The 17,511-nt window shown below is 55.4% G+C and carries 17 protein-coding genes; 6 read left to right on the top strand and 11 right to left on the bottom strand.

Annotated elements, in window-relative coordinates; all coding sequences use genetic code 11:
• Nucleotides 1–135 precede the first annotated feature (135 nt).
• Nucleotides 136–783 (bottom strand): hydrolase, encoded by a 648-nt coding sequence (locus ACIF4X_RS00770; RefSeq protein WP_397480520.1) that lies wholly within the window; start codon nucleotides 781–783, stop codon nucleotides 136–138.
• Nucleotides 784–960: 177 nt separating this feature from the next.
• Here ACIF4X_RS00770 and ACIF4X_RS00765 point away from each other — a divergent pair, with 177 nt between their 5' ends.
• The 3 genes from ACIF4X_RS00765 (at nucleotide 961) to ACIF4X_RS00755 (ending at nucleotide 2,777) form a co-directional block, all read left to right on the top strand.
• Nucleotides 961–1,884, top strand: a complete 924-nt coding sequence (locus ACIF4X_RS00765; protein WP_397480519.1) for a LysR family transcriptional regulator — start codon at nucleotides 961–963, stop codon at nucleotides 1,882–1,884.
• A gap of 37 nt (nucleotides 1,885–1,921) precedes the next feature.
• Nucleotides 1,922–2,383: an L-alanine exporter AlaE gene (gene alaE / locus ACIF4X_RS00760; RefSeq protein ID WP_397480518.1), complete on the top strand. Its 462-nt coding sequence runs from the start codon at nucleotides 1,922–1,924 to the stop codon at nucleotides 2,381–2,383.
• Nucleotides 2,384–2,480: 97 nt separating this feature from the next.
• On the top strand, nucleotides 2,481–2,777 hold the full coding sequence (locus tag ACIF4X_RS00755) for a hypothetical protein (RefSeq protein WP_249384200.1): 297 nt from the start codon (nucleotides 2,481–2,483) through the stop codon (nucleotides 2,775–2,777).
• Between the two features lie 153 nt (nucleotides 2,778–2,930).
• Here ACIF4X_RS00755 and ACIF4X_RS00750 read toward each other — a convergent pair whose 3' ends face one another.
• Nucleotides 2,931–3,299: a hypothetical protein gene (locus tag ACIF4X_RS00750; protein ID WP_141125695.1), complete on the bottom strand. Its 369-nt coding sequence runs from the start codon at nucleotides 3,297–3,299 to the stop codon at nucleotides 2,931–2,933.
• Between the two features lie 78 nt (nucleotides 3,300–3,377).
• On the opposite strand from ACIF4X_RS00750, the gene ACIF4X_RS00745 reads away from it, so the two are divergent.
• Nucleotides 3,378–3,695, top strand: a complete 318-nt coding sequence (locus tag ACIF4X_RS00745) for a hypothetical protein (RefSeq protein WP_397480517.1) — start codon at nucleotides 3,378–3,380, stop codon at nucleotides 3,693–3,695.
• Nucleotides 3,696–3,843: 148 nt separating this feature from the next.
• Here the strand turns inward: ACIF4X_RS00745 and ACIF4X_RS00740 are convergent, their stop codons facing one another.
• Complete coding sequence (locus ACIF4X_RS00740) at nucleotides 3,844–6,549, bottom strand: AAA domain-containing protein (protein ID WP_397480708.1); 2,706 nt, start codon at nucleotides 6,547–6,549, stop codon at nucleotides 3,844–3,846.
• Between the two features lie 580 nt (nucleotides 6,550–7,129).
• Here ACIF4X_RS00740 and ACIF4X_RS00735 point away from each other — a divergent pair.
• A complete protein-coding gene (locus tag ACIF4X_RS00735) occupies nucleotides 7,130–7,831 on the top strand; it encodes a hypothetical protein (protein WP_397480516.1) in 702 nt (233 codons plus the stop codon).
• Nucleotides 7,832–8,013: 182 nt separating this feature from the next.
• Here ACIF4X_RS00735 and ACIF4X_RS00730 read toward each other — a convergent pair whose 3' ends face one another.
• The 8 genes from ACIF4X_RS00730 to ACIF4X_RS00695 form a co-directional block, all read right to left on the bottom strand.
• Nucleotides 8,014–8,634, bottom strand: coding sequence for a hypothetical protein (locus ACIF4X_RS00730; RefSeq protein ID WP_397480515.1), 621 nt, complete (start codon nucleotides 8,632–8,634; stop codon nucleotides 8,014–8,016).
• 66 nt (nucleotides 8,635–8,700) lie between these two features.
• Nucleotides 8,701–10,047 carry a glutamine synthetase family protein gene (locus ACIF4X_RS00725; protein WP_397480514.1) on the bottom strand — a complete coding sequence of 449 codons (1,347 nt, stop codon included), beginning with the start codon at nucleotides 10,045–10,047 and terminating at the stop codon, nucleotides 8,701–8,703.
• Nucleotides 10,048–10,068: 21 nt separating this feature from the next.
• A complete protein-coding gene (locus tag ACIF4X_RS00720) occupies nucleotides 10,069–10,626 on the bottom strand; it encodes a helix-turn-helix domain-containing protein (RefSeq protein ID WP_397480513.1) in 558 nt (185 codons plus the stop codon).
• Between the two features lie 13 nt (nucleotides 10,627–10,639).
• Entirely contained in the window at nucleotides 10,640–11,929 is a 1,290-nt protein-coding gene (locus ACIF4X_RS00715) for an NAD(P)/FAD-dependent oxidoreductase (RefSeq protein ID WP_397480512.1), read from the bottom strand.
• Between the two features lie 146 nt (nucleotides 11,930–12,075).
• The gene (locus tag ACIF4X_RS00710) at nucleotides 12,076–13,125 is read right to left on the bottom strand and encodes a hypothetical protein (protein ID WP_397480511.1); all 1,050 of its coding nucleotides are present in this window, start codon (nucleotides 13,123–13,125) and stop codon (nucleotides 12,076–12,078) included.
• 96 nt (nucleotides 13,126–13,221) lie between these two features.
• Complete coding sequence (locus ACIF4X_RS00705) at nucleotides 13,222–14,142, bottom strand: LysR family transcriptional regulator (protein WP_397480510.1); 921 nt, start codon at nucleotides 14,140–14,142, stop codon at nucleotides 13,222–13,224.
• A 48-nt stretch (nucleotides 14,143–14,190) separates the two neighbouring features.
• The gene (locus tag ACIF4X_RS00700; RefSeq protein ID WP_397480509.1) at nucleotides 14,191–15,426 is read right to left on the bottom strand and encodes a DJ-1/PfpI family protein; all 1,236 of its coding nucleotides are present in this window, start codon (nucleotides 15,424–15,426) and stop codon (nucleotides 14,191–14,193) included.
• On the bottom strand, nucleotides 15,423–16,394 hold the full coding sequence (locus ACIF4X_RS00695; protein WP_397480508.1) for a GlxA family transcriptional regulator: 972 nt from the start codon (nucleotides 16,392–16,394) through the stop codon (nucleotides 15,423–15,425). The genes ACIF4X_RS00700 and ACIF4X_RS00695 overlap by 4 nt, the downstream gene beginning before the upstream one ends.
• A gap of 291 nt (nucleotides 16,395–16,685) precedes the next feature.
• Between ACIF4X_RS00695 and ACIF4X_RS00690 the strand changes: the two genes are divergently transcribed.
• Nucleotides 16,686–17,429, top strand: coding sequence for an SDR family NAD(P)-dependent oxidoreductase (locus tag ACIF4X_RS00690; protein WP_397480507.1), 744 nt, complete (start codon nucleotides 16,686–16,688; stop codon nucleotides 17,427–17,429).
• The last annotated feature ends 82 nt before the right edge of the window (nucleotides 17,430–17,511 follow it).

Raw genomic sequence — 17,511 nt, 5'->3', positions numbered from 1 at the left:
TTGTGCGATTGACCACAAGCTAATCATTAGGCGAGCAGGTCCTACAGCGGTTCAGATTATTTTCAGGCGTTCAAAAAAGCCAAATAACAGCAGCGCCAGCTATTGCCAGCGCCACCTTCAACAACGGCCGGTTGATCAGGCCTTGTTGCCCGCTTCCTGGAGCGCCTTCTCAGCATTGAAGCCGTCGAAGTTTTCAAACACGCCCATGAAACCTGGCACGGTTACTTCTCGCGCCCAGTCGCGCTGCAGTTCGCAGTACATTTGTACGCGGCTGATGAGCTTCGCACCCGCCTGTTCCATTCTGCGCAACGCTGCCTCGTGTGCGGCAAGCGATGTACCGCCCACCGCATCGACCGGCACATAAACCTCATAGCCTTCCTGAATAGCATCGAGCACCGGGAAGGTCAGACAGGCTTCGGTCCACAGCGCGGTCATGATCAGTTTCTTGCGCCCGAGCGCCTTGACCGCCTGCTTGAACTCGGTGTCTTCCCAACTGTTGATCGACGTGCGGTCATAGGTGGGCAAATGGCCGAGCACCGCTTGCAACTCATGAATCGGTGGTTTGTTGCGGCCGGTCGCGACATTGACGGTCGAGTGGATGATCGGCAGGTTGTAGTTGACCGCCGCCTTCGCGACGCTAGTGATGTTGAACACCAGTTCATCCCGTGGCATCGAGCGGATCGAAGACACCTGAACCGGTTGATAGTCGATGACGATCAATGCTGAATTCTCGGGCGTCAGCAGTTGATCGGTGTGGGGGTTGCGGATTGCTTCGCTTGCCATTTGCAGGTCCTTTTGTATGGGTAGCGCACGTCGGTGAAACGGCCGGAGCCCGTGCGGTTTGTGGTTCCAGAGCGCACGCGAGTACGCCGTGCCTGGAAAACCCATTGTGCTGTTCCCCTATTCGCGGCAGTAGTAGCATCCCGAGGCGAACTGTGTCGCGCCAAGGGGAACGCGAAAATGGATATCGAAGAACTGCAAACCTTCGTCGACGTGGCGGATGCCGGGGGCATTTCGCAGGCGGCGCTGCGGCTCGGGGTCTCGAAATCAATCGTCAGCCGCCGGCTGGTCCGGCTTGAGGCGGAACTCGGCGTGCAACTGCTGGCACGCTCGACGCGAGGGGCGTCACTCACCGAGGCCGGCGCGACGTTCCGCGATTACGCCGCCCGAGTCTGTAGCGAAATCGACATCGCCAAGGAAACCATCCTGCCCGCCGGCGCCCTGCGCGGTCGCCTGCGCGTAGCAGTGCCGTTGTCGTTCGGGCCGACGCACTTCGCCCCGGTGCTGGCGGAAATGGCTCGCCGTCACCCTCAATTGCACATGCAGACCTGCTACAGCGACCGCTTCGTTGACCTGATTACCGAGGGCTACGATTGCGCCATTCGCGTGGGTTATCTGCAGGACTCCAACTTGATCGCAAGGCGTATCGGCCCGGTCTACACCAAGCTCGTCGCAAGCCCCGACTACATCAAAGCGCACGGCGCCCCCGAAACCCCGGACGAACTGCACGCCCATCAAGCGCTCATGCAAGGCACCGAAGCCTGGCAATTCATGGCGGCTGACAAGATCATCACGGTTCGCCCGCAAGGACGCTTCAAAGCAGACAACGGCACCGCGCTCGCCGCCGCCGCGACTGCCGGCCTTGGCGTTGCCTATTTGCCCGATTGCCTCACCCACGAACACATTGCCTCGGGTGCACTCGTGCCGATCATGACCAACCATCCACCGCCCCCCGCCGGCGCCTACCTCCTCCGCGCACCAGGCCCGCATCCCGCGCGCAAGATCCGTGTGCTCACCGAACTGCTGATCGAGTACTTCGGCGAATCGCCGCACCTCGCGGTGCAGCCGCTGTCACAGCACGATGAAGCGCCGGCCTCTAGCTGAGGAAAGATAATGCTGAAGCCATGAAAGGAGAATCGATGTGCCGCAACGCCTGCAACAGTCAACGCGTCGGACCGCATTTATCGCAGACACCACGGCGCTGATCCTGTTTTTCACCACCACCGGCATCATCAATGAACGTTTCATTGCCGGCATGGCGTGGGATCAGGTTCTGCACGCGCGCCTGCTGGGCGCGGCGCTGATGATTCCCGTCGCGCGACCTTACGGTGTCTGGCGCGATTGGGTGATGACGCGCGCCGGTCAGGGTCGGGTGTCGAGGTTGCTCTGGGACAGCATCGCCCTGGTCAGTTTTCAGGTGCCGATCTATGCGGCGATCATTGCCTTCAGTGGTGCATCGGGAGAAGGTCTGGTGCGCGGCACACTTGGCGCGGCCGTGATGATGCTGGTGCTGGGGCGGCCTTATGGGGCGTTTCTTAATCGGGTGCGCAGGTTGTTTGGCTTGCCTCCGGGAGGGGACAGGCCGATGTCGTTGAAGGGTTGAGGGGCTGTAATTGACCAAAAGTGGAAATTCGTTTCGGGCGCATTCATTCGCCGAAACTGGTCTGTAGTAGGATGCGGATTTAATCGAAAGAAGCTTCATGATGGATGTTCGTGCACTTGAAGAAAGCAGTGTCTTGTCGATCACAGTGGACCAAGCCCATCGCTATTTTGAGATAGTTGTGAGACTGGATGACGGGACCAAAAAAAAACTGATGGCATGGAACGCGGACGGCACGGAGCTGGCTATCAGACTCGGCGCTCTTTACGTTCAAAACCACAGCGGGCTCGGAGAGCTTGAAGGGATAAGCATCGTTGATAATGTTTTATTCCTTGAAGGTGATTTTGGAGATATCACGATTCAAGCCACCTCGATTTCTATCGAAAAGCTGGTGTAACTACCGTTCTGGAGGCTACTGCGAGCTGAAATCTACCCATATGGATGTCCGTTCTTGGCCGAAAGCAGTCGCTCGAGAAATATCGACGACGACCGCTTTTGACCCCAATTAGACAATTCAGCTCCTTGATGAATAGGAAACCTCCTGCCCATCCTAAAATCGAGACGGTGGTTCAAGTCCAGCATTGATCTGTGAAAAGACATGGTCAGGGTCTATCTGGCACCAATATTTGAACAGCAGGCGAGGTTCGGAATCTGCAAAATACTGGCTCAGAGTGCTCTCGGCGGGGATCGTCAATTTGGGTTCTAGCCATTGCTGAGCTAAAACACCAATGTGTTTGCCAGACGTACAAATAATCCACGTCGCCTTGCCTCCACTGATGGCAGGCAAGTAACCCATACCTCGGATCGCTTCGAACAATGTGCGCAGTGTTAACGTTGGATCAAGCTCGATTGATGTTCTATGACTTTCCAGATCATCCCCTGCATGCACGCTATCGCGATCAATGCTAATGGCCCACATGAATGCTCCTTGTTAACGTTGCCCGGTTACTTGAATGCAAGCTCCCAATCGACCCTATACCCCTCGCCGGCCAAACCTATGAATCTCCTGCAAGCTGCAAATGGTCATTTACTCATCGAATTCGGTGAGTTGTCGGTTGCCGAATGGAAGGTGCTGGAAAGCAAGCTGGTTAATGACTGGGGCTTTAAGCGGGTTGGCGAAGTCGTTGTCGGCCTCGACGGAACAATCTGTCCCGACTTCGAGCGCAACGATCTGAAGCTCGATGCAGGTTGGGACATCTGGTTAGGATATCACTTGCTTTCTGAGTGCGCCGCCGGCGACGAATTCTTGCAAAGAATGTGGGCAAACAAAGGGACTGATTTATTTTCTGGAAATAAATCAGTCCCCTTTTTTTGAGTCCCCTTTTTTTACAGGGTGTGAGCGGGTGATGTGTTGGCCATACATGTTTCCTGCCGGTGGTCCGACTCGTCACTCGACAATGAAGATTTCAGGGGCGAAAACATCGGGGCAGACCATCAGTGACTGACGATCTCAGCCCCGGTGTTTATGCGCCATTCGCGGGACTGGCCCACTGCCCGATAAAGTCGCCAATTCTGCGCTGAATATCACTCTCAACTGTCCGCAGCCGCAGAATGGGAATGCCACTTCTAGCCAAAATCTCATTTTTCATGGCGTCCCGAGCAGCCTGCACAGGTTGGTCGTGGTACCCGCCATCGACTTCAATCACGCCTATCGGTTGCTTGCCCACTTTGAAATAGATCACGAAATCGCAACTGGCGCGCCGCATGAACGCGCGCTGCAGCTCTGTCCAGTCGAGGCCAACCGGCGACGCGAGTTTATCCAGTCGGATCTGCGTGTGGTACTTCAATGCCTGGTACGCCGGTGCGGCCAGCGCTTCGCGCAGCAACTGTGCCACGATCTGCTCGGACTTGTAGCGCGAATCCTCGGGCCGCAGGCGGGCGTCCAGGCGAGCCAGCGACTGATCGTACTCGCGGTATAGCAAGTCGAATGCCGACACCACCGGCGCACGTACGATCTGCTGATCCTGCGCGTAATAGCTGATGTAGCGGATCAACGCGGCGATGTGGCCATTGTTGTCAGTGAACACCTCATCGCCGGTCACCAGGGTGAAGCGATGTTTGGCCCGCGAAACGGCCACGTTGATCATGCGGGGATCGTCGACAAAATCCAGGCGTGTTCGCGCCTGGTTGTAGCGCTTCTTGTCAAGCACGGTGGAGAACACGATTTCATCACACTCGCGCCCCTGAAACTTGTGCACGGTGTCCTTGACGAAATCTGTCGGCAAGTGCGTGCCGGACAGATTTACTTGTGCCCTGTACGGGGCAATGTAACCTCGGCCCTCGCCGTCTATTCCGAGGGGCTGCCCCTCCTCCTCAAGCACCTTCAGCAGGGAGTCCAGTTCCCGAAGGTTGGTGTTCTTCCTGGCGTGATTGCCCTTGGCGGTCACCACTAGGCGCAGGGGCTCTTCGCCGTTGTCCTCGGTCATTGGCACCAGTGCGTTGTCGTAGAACTGCTGGTTGCAGAACTGAATGATCCGGGGGTGGCAGCGGTAATGTTCTTTCAGCAGGGTTCTGGGCAGCGCGTCCTGGAACACGGCAATGCACGAATCCAGCAAGCTGTAGCGCTCGCAATCGTAGGCCTCGGTCGGCGCTTGAAGCCCCAGTGCCACGGGGATATGCGGCAACTGGCGGTTGTCACCCACGACGATCAGGTTCTTGGCGCAGCCCAGTGGCAGGATGCCCGGTACGATGTCCTGCAAAGAGGCTTCGTCGATGATCACGTAATCGAGGACCGCTCCCGGCGCGATCGAATTGACGATGGAGTGCGTGCCGCTGCCCAGGACAGGGAAGCGCTGCATGAAGGTATCGAAACGCTCGCAGTAGGTTTTGACATCAAAGCTGTCCGACGGCGGTACCTGAAGTAGCAGATGGCGTTTGAGATGCTGCATCGATGCGGCTGTCAGTTCTTTCAGCAGGGCCGTGAAATTCGCGCGCGCCAACGAATCACGGCACGCACGCAGTTGCGTTTTCTTGTCCTGCAGCGACTTGTCGTAGTAATGCATTTGCAGTGCATGGAAAACGGCCATGCGCGCCTCGTCCCCGGCGAACGGCTTGGTGCGAAAAATCCTGAATTTGAACAGTAGCTCGATACGGTCCTTGAGATGAATGCGCTGCTCGCCCAAGTAAGCCAGGTAGGCCATGAGGTCCGCAGTCTTGCGCGGTGTCAGGCCGTACTTGTCGAGCAAGCCTGTGGCCTGCACATCGTTTTCTGCCTGCCACTGCTGCAGGTAGCGCCGCTCGATGACCAGCTCGTCCAGCTCGATTTGCAGTTGCGCCGCCCTGTTGTGGTCTTGCAGGTGCTGCTTCAAGCGGGCCAGCAACGTCTGGATCTCATCCAGCGACGGTGCCGGCTCGGGAGGGCTTGAAGGCCATGCAGGCAACTCGGCGAAAAAGGCCTTGCGTTTGTCCTGGTTGCCAAGCTTGGCGACCAGGTGGCCCAAGCCGTATTTCTCCAGCTTTTCGTAGACGTTTTCCACGGCAGCATTGTTGTTGGACAACACCGCGACTGTCTGCCCGCGTAACAGAATATTGGCGAGGATGTTAAGGATCGTCTGGGTCTTGCCAGTCCCTGGCGGGCCTTCGATCACGCTGACTTGCGCGCTGAACGCCTGCTCGACTGCCTTAAGCTGACTCTCGTTCAGCCCGAACGGATAGATGAGCCCCTGCCCCGGCACCAGCGTGCTGTTGCGTCCCGTACAGTAGGCTTGCAAGGCAGTGCCCGCGAGGGCAGGCAGTTTTTCGAGCTGGCGCAGCACATTGTCGGCAATTTCACGATCATCCTGCGACTTAGCGTGATTCTGTCGGGCTTTCGCCACGGTAGTGAGATAGCGGAAGACTGGCGTGTCCTTCATTAGTGTCGGAGCGCTAAAGCTGATGCCGTCCATCTTGTGGACATAGGGCTTTTTGCTGCCCGGATAGTGCACGACGGCATAGCGTTCGCCGTAAATCGTAGCGTTGGCAATGGGCTTGGTGCTGCCGCGCTTGTGCAGCAAGACATTGGTCAACTCGCGGGTGGGCGAAACAAGACAATTGCTGAGAGGACGGGTGTATTTTTTGCTGGAGGGGTAGTGACAGGTCAGTTGCAGAAATTCGTCCTTGTCGCTCCAACGGATCGCCCAATCGCTGATCTTTGCGGTCTTGTCCTCACCATCCACCTGAATCGAAACCATATTCCTCATCCCTAAATGACATCCGGCTCGCTTCGCGCCGAATGCTAATTCTCCATGAGACGCCATATTGCCATCACTGCGAGCAGCGTCGATAGCCGGTTCATGCGTCTAGTCATTTTTCCGAAGAAAATTTCAGAGATTTCAGGGGCAGACCACATTTAGAAAACGTGGTCTGCCCATTATTCTCCTCCGATGGCCACTCTTGCTGTGCCGTTCGGCCACACTTCAGCATAATGCCGCCTGAAATCGCTTTGCTTCAGAAACAGAAAAGGCTGCGGCCGCTAATAATTGGCGTTCAAGGACACTCGGACGTCTAGCCGTTCAAAAGGGAAAAGGTAATGTCAGACCGCTGTGACCGAAAAAACACCCCAATCCCCCCCCGAAACGCTACGACAAGTGGAACCGTCGGACGATACGTGTAGCGTGGGCGTTGCTTATCGCCATATTCATCAGCGCACTTGCGACACAACTGATCGAGTACGTCACAAGCCAGGACATTCCTTGGCCGTACTGCATAGCCTTGTGCGCTGTGCTTGCGGGAATTTTGACTGCCCGAACCTGGACCTGCAGGGAAATGGTTTTGACTCAAGATTGGCAAATGTTATCAACGGTCGCCAACAGCAAGGCATTGATGCTTATCTCTGTGGCATTGACTATCGTTCCTCTGGCCTTGTCCGCCTCCCAAGCTTTAAACAAAGAGTATTTGTTCCCTTTTGACCTCTACCTGTATTGGGTGAGCGGACTGTCTTTTTTTGCATTCATTCTGGTTTACAAAGCAACGGGGCCAATCATTTTCAAATACGCATCGTATCGTGATCTTATCGACCGTGAAGGCAGCGTGCGTGTCTTGCGAGATTCGCTTGCGGAGTTGCAGCAACTAGCACGTACGCGCAAAGCACCGTTTTCTCCTGCACGTGAAGTACTGGTACCCAAGCCGGATGTTTACGCCATTCACACCTTGAACATTCAGAATACGCAGCATCAAGAACACATCTACTTCCTGACGCGCGAGTACACGAGGTACCTGCGGGGCTTCCACAGATTGATCCTGAGCATCCTGCTGATAGCCCCCATCTTTTTCGTGTTGACGATCACAATTTCCAAGATGTTCGCAGTGGGTATACAGGCCGCTAAGACCGTGGAATGTTATGACGGATGGATAAAAGCGACCTACTGGAACATGTTAAAGACGAACCCATCCATCATCACTCCGGATATGCATGAGTCCACCAAGCAATGCCTACTCATACTGGCTGAGCATGAAGCGAGACTTGCAAACTAGAAGATTTCCGGGGCAGACCTCCTGTAGAAACGTGGTCTGTCCCTTACTCTCACTTCCGCTACGATTTTACTGAGAGGGGCTGGCGGCCCGTGGCCTCCGCCTGCAACCGTCCCGGAAACAGCCGTTCATGAACGACTGTTTCAGTTACAGACCACATTTATAAAATGTTTCGGCTGATAGATTTATTTGCGGAAAAATGTATAGCCAATAATGTAAGAGCCTAGTTTATTAGTGCGAGCAGTCACCCATACGGCATATATACCGCGACCAATTTGTTCGTTCAGATTTTTTTTGTTCGTGCAGAGTTCAATCCTGCGATGGGTGTTCGGATCGTTTATCCATAGACCTGCCTCGCAGTATTTGGACGGCCCCCGATAGGCAACTTCATACTCAGACTCATAACTAACAACTTCACCAGGCGACAGGTAGACGCTGACATCATAAATGTTTAAAGAGCAAATCAATCCCACGCAAAAGCCGCCCAAGAACGACTCTATAGCGCTTTTTGTCGCTTTGCCGGCGCGGATTGCCAGACCTGCAAAAATACCCCCAAATAGAGTACCAATCAGCAGGTATGTCGTTAACTCGGGGATTTCCGGCATTAAAATGGTTCGTGCTGAAATGCCAGCGGCCCAGAACAAATAAATAATCCACGCCCCCGCAAGCAAAAACACAATAGCTGCAACAGCTCGTTTTTTTAGTTTTTTCTTTGTTGAGCCTATCTTTGTTTCTTGCATGCTTTTTTTCACTAAATACTTGGGTGGTTTGTTAAGCGCGCCTTTGAAATTATCTGTGGTTTCCAAGGCGCAATCTCCCTTGTTCCGATCAAGCTGTCGTGAGTTTGTTACATTCAAAACCTACACTCGCCCTCACAGATACCACCGATACTCCCGCGCCCCAATCTCCTGCATAAACGCCAAATGATCTTGGCGTTTATTCTCGCAATACACATCCACAAACTCCGCCCCCAACCCTTCGCGCAACTGCGGCTGATGCTGCATCGCGCGCACGGCCTCGAACATCTCCTTGGGGAAATCGATCCCGCTGCTGCGATCTTCATTCAGCGGCGCAATCGGTTCCTTGCCCGATTCCAGCCCATGCTCCAATCCCACCAGAATCGCCGCCAACACCAGATACGGATTGGCATCCGCCCCCGCCAAGCGATATTCAACCCGCAAATTCTTCGCGTCCGACTCCGGAATTCGCAAGCATGCATCACGATCCTCAAAACCCCAACTGGCCTTGGTCGCGGTGTTCACCGTGCCACCCAAACGGCGCATCGAGTTCTGGTTTGGCGCGAAGATCGGCATGCTGTGCGGCAGTAACTCCAGGCATCCGGCGACTGCATGGCGCAACGGCTGCTGGTCATTCGCGGCCAGCAAATTATTGCCCGCTGAATCGTAGAGGCTGACATGCACATGCATGCCGCTGCCCGGATGCTGCAAATACGGCTTTGCCATAAAACTCGCGCGATAACCGTGTTTAAGCGCAACACCGCGCGTGCTGCGGCAGAACAACGCTGCCCAGTCGGCCGCGCGCAAACCATCGTCGAGATGGCCGAAGTTGATTTCAAACTGACCGGGGCCGAGCTCAGCGGTAATCACCGTGGCGTCGATGCCCTGCGCCCGCGTCGCTTCGACCATTTCATCCAGCACCGGCGCGAAGCGTGAGAGCCGCTCGATGTGCAGGTTCGGTTGGTCATCGGCGTCGTCAGTCAGGTCGTCGCGGGGGAATTGCGGCAGACCGTCGCGCAGCTTTTTGTCGAACAGGTAGAACTCCAGCTCGAACGCCACCACCGGGTGAATGCCTTTGCGCGCCAGACGCTTGAGCACCTGCGCGAGGACTTCACGCGGTTCGAACTCGATCGGTTTTTCGGTGCCGTCCGACGTGATCAGCATTTGCCCCAGCGGCTGCGCTTCCCAGGTCACCGGTTTCAGTGTGCCCGGCACCAGACGGCGCACGGCATCCGGGTCGCCGTCGTTGAAGCAGTAATCGCCAATCGGGAACAAACCACCCTGCACGCCCAACAGTACGCAATTCTGCGGCAGCTTCAGTACGCTGCCGGCGGCGACTTTTTCGAGCATGTCAATTGGATAACGCTTGCCATAGAAGTGCCCGGGAATGTCCAGGCAAATCAGGTCAACATAACGCACCTCGGGGTAGCGTTGGCGAAACGCCCGTACTTCGGCGAGCAGGTCAGCGCAGACAGCGTCCATCGTGTTCATCCTTTGTTGTGATCAGGTGTAGACCCAGAGCACGCGAGTCAGCTGCTCAGTGAGGTTGCCATAGCGGCAGCGGGTATGGCTGTCGAATTGAAAGCTGTCGCCGGCCTTCAACGTAGTCGGTTCTTCGTCGTCGCCCAACCATAAAGTCAGTTCGCCTTCGAGGATGTAACCGCCCTGCTCCGAGCTGTCGGTCAGATGGCGGTCGCCGCTGCTCGCGCCGGCTTCAAGATGACTTTCGAGCATGGAAAACGAAGCGCGGATCTGCGGCGACACCAGAATGTCGGTGATGCCGTTGGCGTAATACAGCGTGCGACGCTCGTCCGGGCGCGTGACCCACGGCAGCTCTTTAGGCTTGGGCAAACTGTAGAAATAAGTGGTCGGCACGCCGAAGGTTTCGCTGATCGCGGTCAGGTCTGCCACGGTGGGCCGCGACAAACCGCGCTCGACCTGCGAGAGAAAACCCACCGAACGGCCGATCTTGTCGGCCAGTTCTTTCAGGGTCCATTTCTTGTGCTTGCGCAGGTCGTGGATAAGGATCGCCAGCGCGGCGATTTCTTCTTGCTTGTTCATGGTCAAAGTCTGATCAAATGCTGTCGCGCAGCCGATACCAGGCCTTGCCGATGGCCTCCAGCGGTGCGGCGAGGTGTTTGCCGCCGGGGAACCGGCCATTGCTCAAGCCCTGATACAGCGCCAGTTCGTCGGCATCGCCAAGAATCGCATCGGATACCGCGCGCGCGGCGGCCAATGTCGGCAAGACGCCATGGCCCGAATAGCCTTGCAGCCAATAACGATTACCCGCGCCGCCGACATCGGGTGTGCGGTTCATCGTCAGGTCGATATGTCCGCCCCAGGCAAACTCGATGCCGACACCTTTGAGCTGCGGGAACACCCGCTCAAGAAACGGCCGCGTCGCTGCCGCGATGTCCTTGGGCATGCCACCGAGATAAGTGCAGCCGCCGCCGAACAACAAGCGGTTATCTGGCGTGCGCCGGAAGTAATCGAGGACGAACTGGTTGTCGGTCACGCAGACATTGCGCGGCAACAGCGCCGTGGCCTGCTCGGGCGTCAGCGCTGCGGTGGCGACCTGGTAAGTGCCCACCGGCAGAATGCAGTTGGACAGTTGCGGGTCGAGTTCATCGAGATAAGCGTTGCAGGCCAGCACCAGCACATCGGCGCGCACCGAACCGCGCTCGGTGTTGACGCGAAAACCTGCGCCCTGCTCCTGATAACTCAGCGCTTTGCTTTGTTCATGAATACGCCCGCCGGCTCGCTCGATGGCATCCGCCAGGCCCAGCGCCAGTTTCAGTGGATTGAGGTGCGCGCCTTGCGGGTCGTACAGCCCGGCCTGATAGCGATCACTGGCGACCCAGTCGGACAATTGTTCACGAGGGATGAACTGCAAGGCATCGTGGCCCCACTTGTGGCTGGCTTCGTGTTGCCATTCGCTGAGCAGGCTGACCCGCCGTGGCATCACCGAGGTCCACAGGTGACCGGGGCGATAATCGATGTCGAAGCCGTGACGGTCCGGTAATTCACGCAATTCCCGAGCAGCCCAACGCATGCCGTCCCATAAGCGCTTCGCCCGTTCATGACCGAGCGCAGCTTCCAGCGGCGGCATGTCGCACGACCAGCCGAGAATCGCCTGCCCGCCATTACGCCCCGAGGCTGCCCACGCCACCCGACTGGCTTCCAGCACCATCACGCGTTTGCCGGCCAATGCCAGACGCAATGCCGTGTGCAAACCGCTGAAGCCGGCACCGATGATCACCACGTCGGTGTCATGTTCACCTTCCAGAGCAGCGCGATGGCTCAGAATACCGGCGCAACTGTGGGCGTAATAGCTGTCGACGTGCTGGCTGGACTGCTGAAACATTGGCGACCTCATGAAATTATCTTTTTATAATTTCATGAAAATCTACAGAATAAATTTCACGCCGGCAACCCGAATACCGCTGGCAGCCATGGCTAACCCGCCATAAAAACACCCCGAACCGGGGCATTTTTTTTGCAAAGAATGGCTTATATCCGAGCGCCCAGCATTCCTGCGGTGATGATCGCAGTTACCAGCGCGCTCAGCATAATCACGCCCCAGGTAGCGACCGAGTACGCCGCAGGTCGGACACCGTGGCTACGCAGTACCACTCGCAGGCCGCAGGCCAGGTGCACGATCAGAAAAAATACGGCGAGGGAATAATGCGGCACCAAACGGATACTCCATGCATCAGCCACCAGTCCTACAGGATCGCCAACTGCCCACTTATAGTCCGTCTCCGTCCCGAAATAACGAGCCAGGGTAAAAACAGAGTTGATATGCGATGCAATGAACAGTGTCAGGTAAGCGCCAGATGCAGTCTGCAGCGCATCGAACAGATCGGCGCGGCTGATGGTCTTGGGTCTTATCAGCACTAAGCCGCTTAGAATCTGAAAGAAAAACGCCACGATGATAATGGGCTCCAGCACGGCATTGCGATAGACAACCCTGAGTACATCCATGATGTTTCGATGAACATCGAAGCCGAACACGCCGAACAAATGGTTAAACAAATGTGGTGCCAGGAACACCAACATAGTCGCCAGCGAAGAGATGCCATGTGCCACACGCAGGCGTCGGTAAACACTGTCTGAAGTCGGAAAGCTGACAACCGGTTTTGTCGATGAATACATCGTGAAGTAAGCCGTGAGCGCCAACCAGAGGCCTGTCCATACGGCAATGTCGTGACCATTGATTTTCATCAGATACAGCAATACCCCCAACAGCGTAAACGCCGGTGGGGTCGCAACTGCCAGACATGCCAAACGCCTTGCGAGAACAAGACGAGCACTGATAGCCGGCTGCATTCCAGTGACATAAACACAGATAAGGGCAATCGTCGGGACTGCGTAGGCCGTCAATAACAAACCGACAGTTACCCAAGTGCCGGCACCTGCGAGGTGCGTCTGGTTGCTCCATGAAAGTGCCCACGGGTAATAGAGCGCAGCAGCAAATGGCAATAACCACAACCACTCTAACAGTACGCTGACAGAGCTATCTTCAACCAAATTCCGGGCAGCCGGGGTCGCTGTTAACATCATGATTTTCCGTGAAAAATTTAGAACATGGATAGTGAACCCGGAGGGCTTTCACCACAATTAGACAGCAAGGTAAAAGGGTGTTAACCGGCCTTGCTACCGCCCATTTTCGAGCGATTCGGCGTTGAATGCCTCGACGATATAATCGACGAACAACCTGACCCTTAGTGGCGTTTTTTCACGTCGCCTGTAACAGATAAAGTGCCCCCTGCCCTGTGCAATGTACTGCGGCAAAATCGGCACGAGCAGGCCTTCGGCGATCCAGTGTTCGGCTTGATAACTTCCAATTTGAGCCAATCCACCTCCTGCGATAGTCGCTAGTGCTACCAATTCCGGATCGTTGAATAACTGCGTGTAGGGAAGAGAAAGCTGAGTAAAGACGCCGTCAACATCAAACTCCCAGGCATGAGGTTTACCGGTGTTTTGCAAGCGAAAAGCAATGATTTCATGCCGTTGCAAGTCATCCAGATCTACGGGCAGGCCTGCGGATTTCAGATATTCCGGCGCTGCGCATGTGATCAAGCGCATCGGCAGCAGTTGCCGCGCAATAATGTCAGCATCTTCCAGGCGCCCATTGCGAATCACAACGTCGACATCGCCTTCGGAGAAGTCAACTTGCCGGTCATTCAAGTCGAATTCCAGTTGTATGTCCGGGTATATCTTTTTAAATCCGTGCAATAACGGCGCGATCTGTTTCCGGCCAAATCCTACCGTTGAGCTGATGCGAACAGTGCCAACGGGCAGCTGCGTCGAGCTTTTTAACTCGGCCGTCGCGTTTAACAAATGCTCGACGCTAGGCAGGCAGTTCTCAAAGAAACTACGCCCCTCAGGCGTGACGCTGACCCGATGGGTAGTCCGCTCCAGCAACTTGATATCGAGTTGGGTCTCCAGCCGACTGATGCTACGACTGACCGCCGGCACCGAAATACCCAGTTCACGGGCAGCGTCGCTAAAGCTCCCACTGGCGGCAACCTTCATAAAGGCAATCACCCCGGCAAAATTTTTACCGATCGACATATGAAGCTCCTTAACACATGGGCGCAACGCTTTAGGTATTCGCTTGATTCAGGGAAGAAACAGCGGGTACTCCATAACACGTGCGGCCTGAGCGGCGGCCGTAGAGCCGTACTCATCGGCCAGCTCTTGCAGAGCGACATCCAGCGCCTTCGCCGAAGGCACGGCGGCCGAATGAAGATTCAAAGCGCTGGCCTGCGGTCCGACAATCACGATTTGTTTATCGGGAATGACCAACAGGTTATGGCGGGTGGTGACCGGATCCGTGTTTTGAGAAACCGTGTTTACTTGTACTGCTCCGCTGTGGGTGTAGGCTTCAGCCCTTAACGCCAGCGCTATTTCGTCCATGCCTTCACTCAGTGGAATATTCAAATGAGCCGGGGCTTTTCGCTGTACACGCCAAGACATTGAAGGGTCGTCGCTGGCCTGCTGAAACGCATCGCTATTGTGCGTGGCGCTCCAGTCTGTCACGCCCAGTTCTGCGGCCAGTTCGTTGGCTTTTTGCGTGCCGGCAATGGCTTCAACCAAGGCAATCGATACCGGTAAAGACGCACTGATCCCAGCGCTTGAAATGATCTTTCCATCGGCGACATAGCGCAGGTTTTTTTGCCAGCGGACTCCGGGAAACTCGGCCGCCCGGCTTCTTTCGCTGGCCCAGTGAGCCGTGGCGCGATGACCGTCCATCAAGCCCGTTCTGGCGAGGGTAAGAGCGCCATTACAGATACTGACCAGACTGCTGCCCTTGGCCGATTGCGCAGTCAGCCACTTGATCAAATCAGCGCTGTTTTTATCGCTTGTCGCGGGGACGATGACGTAATCAGCACCCAGCGGGTACATCTCGTCAAAATGCTGGAGGGTGTATTGCGCCTGCACCTTCAAGGCGGGAAACATTTTCACGGTTCCGGGTGCAGTAGAAACAGACACTACCTGTGCCACGCCTGATGCTGAAAGGACACCAAAAGGAATGACGAAGTCGGTGAGTTCGGTTCCGCCATTGTCTCCCACAACAACGACAACAGGTTGTGTGCGAGCAAAACGCGGCTGATAAGGCTCAATGGTTTCATTGGCCTGATTCGCCACCGCTCCGGTCACCACAGCAGGCGTCACGGCCGATGCAGCGCAAGAAATCAAAAGGGTGCCGAAGAGCGCGAGAGGCGTGGCAAAGCATCGATACAAATGCATAGAAATGTCTTCACTTGATGTATTCGCTTGACTATCACTGCAACTGAAAATTGCGTAAAGGACACCAAACGACGGAATCCAGACACGCAAAAAGCGATTGTTCACTGGATGCTTTCGGCAGCTTTCCTGCTGACGGCATTCATCGAGTTGCGCAACGCTTGCGGTGTCATATCCAACAAACGGATAAAGCTTTGACGCATGGTGACAGCGTCGACAAAACCCACCTCGCGAGCAATTCGCTCCATCGCCTGGGTAGTGCCGTCGACCAAGGGCAACGCCAGTTCAACGCGCATTCGTTCGATCGCTTTGGCGGGAGTCACACCCAACTCAGCACTGAAAATACGGCTTAACTGGCGCTCACTGATATGGGCAGCACTGGCGAGCCTGCTGACTGAAAGGTTTTCTTTTATATGGCGTCGTGCATACACAAGCACCTGCTCTACCCGACCAGACGGCGCTTGGAATTGCGCGGCGCCGTGACTCTGCGGATGGCCCCCTTCACGTCGATGTCCAAGCACCATGTCTTGAGCGACCTCTCGAGACATCTCGATGCCGTAGTCGTGTTGCACAAACGCAAGCGCCATGTCGATACCGGCAGTCACTCCTGCCGACGTCCACAACTTGCCATCTTGAACAAAGATTCTGTCCGAAGAGATTTCGGCATTCGGGTACGCAGTCTTCAGCCTTTCAGCAAATCGCCAATGCGTGGTGGCTCGCTTGCCTTCCAGCAATCCTGCTTCAGCCAGCAAAAATGTACCGGTGCACACACTCGCCACCCGGCGTGATTTTTTACTCGCGATATTTATGAGTCTTGATCTGAGCGGTCCTTGGCAGCGAGCTATGCCTTCGGAGCCTCCCACCAGGATCAAGCTATCGCACGCACCTGCCTGGAAAGCTTGAGTATCGACCGCTACGCCGGACGAGCTTTTTATATAACCTCCTTCGGCAGATACAACTTGAACGTCGTAGCTATCCGGTTGTTTCTTTGCCGCCATATTGAAGACACAGACAGGACCGCTCAGGTCTAACAGTTCGAAGCCAGGGACTATGTAGAATATTATGCTGAGGCTCATGGGTATGACCCTTGCTGTTCGTTGGCGTTTATTTGAGAGTTCCGCCCTTTATCAGAGGCGAACATTAGAACATCTCACTGGCAAATTTAAGTTACCAATTCAGTGTATTTTTAGCAGTCCAATGTATGCGTCAGAATGACTACAAATAGTCATTCTGACTGCACTTTTCGGCAGTCAAAAAGACACCGGCCGACACTTCAAGCCTACTTTAACGGGCACTGTAAAGTGGCCCACTTCTTGAATGCTCGTTTTGTTTCTCAAGTAAACTCAAACCATAAAGGATATGTAGACATGAGTAATGAATTTGCCGGACGCCTGGCGGTAATCACGGGTGCCAGTTCGGGAATTGGTCTTGCTGTATGCGCACGTCTGCTGTCGCAAGGTGCACGAGTCATTGCCATGTCGCGCAAACTCGGCGGCCTGGAAGAGTTAGGGAGACAGTTTCCAGAACATTTGTCCTGGGTATCAGGTGATGTCACAAAGAAAGAAGATCTTAGCCGCCTCGCGGAACACGCTGCACGTGTGGGTCCGGTAGATTTCCTAGTGCCTAACGCAGGTATTGCGGAACTCGCTGACGGCCTCGACATCGATGCGTTTGATCGTCAATGGGCGGTGAATGGTGCTGGCGCATTGAATACCCTGGCTCGTTTACGCAATCACTTGGCAACCCCGGCATCCGTTGTATTCATAGGGACATTTCTGGCAAAAGTCACTTTCCCGGGGCTCGCCGCCTACATTGCTTCCAAGGCCGCCCTGCAGGCACATGCCCGCACACTCGCGGTAGAGTTAGCACCGCAAGGCATCCGTATCAATATGGTTTCTCCCGGCCCGACCGCGACACCCATCTGGTCGACACTGGGGCTCAGACATGATGATTTGGCCAGTGTTGCCAGCCAGGTGAACAAACGACTGTTGGATGGTCAGTTTCTGGACGCAGGAGCTGTTGCCGACATTATCATTTTTCAATTGAGCAAGGGCGCCAGAAATGTTTTTGGGCAGGACTGGATTGTGGACAGCGGCTATACAATACGATAGGACAAACCATTTTAAGGCCGCTTTCGGCAGGTAAGAGTTTAAATATGGAAGCGCGGCATTGCCGCGCTTTTTAATCATCGGG

Origin of the sequence: Pseudomonas sp. NPDC085632 (assembly GCF_044541255.1) — a bacterium.
In the GTDB taxonomy this organism is placed as follows: domain Bacteria; phylum Pseudomonadota; class Gammaproteobacteria; order Pseudomonadales; family Pseudomonadaceae; genus Aquipseudomonas.
This window is presented reverse-complemented; position numbering and strand designations above follow the sequence as displayed.